Origin of the sequence: Dietzia sp. SYD-A1, from assembly GCF_015356725.1 — a bacterium.
Lineage (GTDB): Bacteria > Actinomycetota > Actinomycetes > Mycobacteriales > Mycobacteriaceae > Dietzia.
Genome location: NZ_JADDKI010000600.1, coordinates 1 through 1,368, shown reverse-complemented (window position 1 = coordinate 1,368; position 1,368 = coordinate 1). Strand labels below are relative to the sequence as shown.

The following is a 1,368-nucleotide window of genomic DNA, read 5'->3' as shown; positions in this document are numbered from 1 at the left end:
GAGGGTGTCCAGCGCGGGCCGCTCGAGCGCGGTGCCCCGCAGCTCGACGGGCAGGTCGCGGGTCTCGGCCGGCGGCGGGGTGAGGTTGGCGGGCCCCCCGACCTCCTGGTCGGTGACCCACTTCCAGGAGTAGAAGACCTTGCGGGGGGTGTCGCCGAGACCGTAGTAGTCGTCGCGCTCGGCGATCCAGGCGAAGATGTCGTTCAGGCGGCGCTCCTGGGCGAGCGCGCCCTGCTCGGCCTGCTGGGACCACCGCCAGTCGGGGTGCGTGTTGGAATCCAGCACCATGCGACCGGTGTTCTCGGGGAACAGGGTCGCGAAGTCGGTGCCGATCGCGGTGCCGTAGGACACGCCCACGTAGTCGATCTCCGCGAGCCCGAGCGATTCGCGGACGGCGTTCATGTCGCGGGCCGCGTTCTCGGTGGTGAACGAGGCCATGTAGGCCGGATCGGTGCCGAAGCAGGCGTCATGCAGCGCGTTGGCGGAGGTGGGGCCGACAAAGGCGACGTCACAGGTCATCGGGTTGGAACCGTAGAGGCCCCGCGGCTGGACGGCCACGAGATCATGGTTCTCGTACAGGCCGGCCGGCGCGGTGCCGTCCAGGGGCGGACTCCAGAAGTTGAGCGCGTAGTTGCCGGGCCCCCCGGGGTTGCCGAACACGGCCGACCTGGCCTGCCCGGACGAGGCCTTGATCCGGGTCAGCGCGACCTCGGTCCTGGCGCCGTCGGGCTGGCTGTAGTCGACGGGGACCTCGACCGTCCCGCACTCGAGACCCGCCGGCATGTACTCGGCCTCGATCCCGAGCATCTCGGTACAGTCCTGCCACTTGACCGGGGCGGCGGCGGCCACTCCGGTACCAAGAAGTGCGATCGCCCCGACGACCGCGGTGGTGCCAACGAAAGTGCTAGACGGCTGCACCGATCCCCGATTCCATGTTGTGTAGATGACTGCCATACGAATCGGACGCCGCGACCACTCAAGTTCACGAGCGTCACAAGCGTCCGAACCGGTCCAAATGTAGCCTGTGGTCGACCACGCGAAGCGCCAACCCGCACCGACTCAGGGAACCGTCATCCGATCGTTACAGCCGGTGCGTCCTGCGGGACGAAACCGCTGGCAGAAGTGGATATATCACCGTCTGTTCCGGTGTCCGCGCCCGAGGACCGCGAGTGTCGTCGACACCATCGAGAGCGCGGCCGACAGCGTCGCCGCCAGCAGCAGCCAGGGCTCGGTGTAGGTCCGCATGATCACTCCCTCGACCGGGGGGTCCACCACGGGCGGCCGCACGGCCACGAGGTCGCGCGAGAGCCACCACAACACCACCGCCAGAGCCGCCGCGAGGACGGCGAGCGCGGCGTGGCGCCGGGC

The 1,368-nt window shown here is 69.2% G+C and carries 2 protein-coding genes; both read right to left on the bottom strand.

What is annotated here, in order from left to right; genetic code table 11:
• Positions 1 to 849: alpha/beta fold hydrolase (locus IY392_RS17585; protein WP_194861929.1), on the bottom strand; the 849-nt coding region annotated here is incomplete at its 3' end.
• Positions 850 to 1,131: 282 nt separating this feature from the next.
• Positions 1,132 to 1,368 (bottom strand): hypothetical protein (locus IY392_RS17580; protein ID WP_194861928.1); only part of this gene is annotated, 237 nt, incomplete at its 5' end.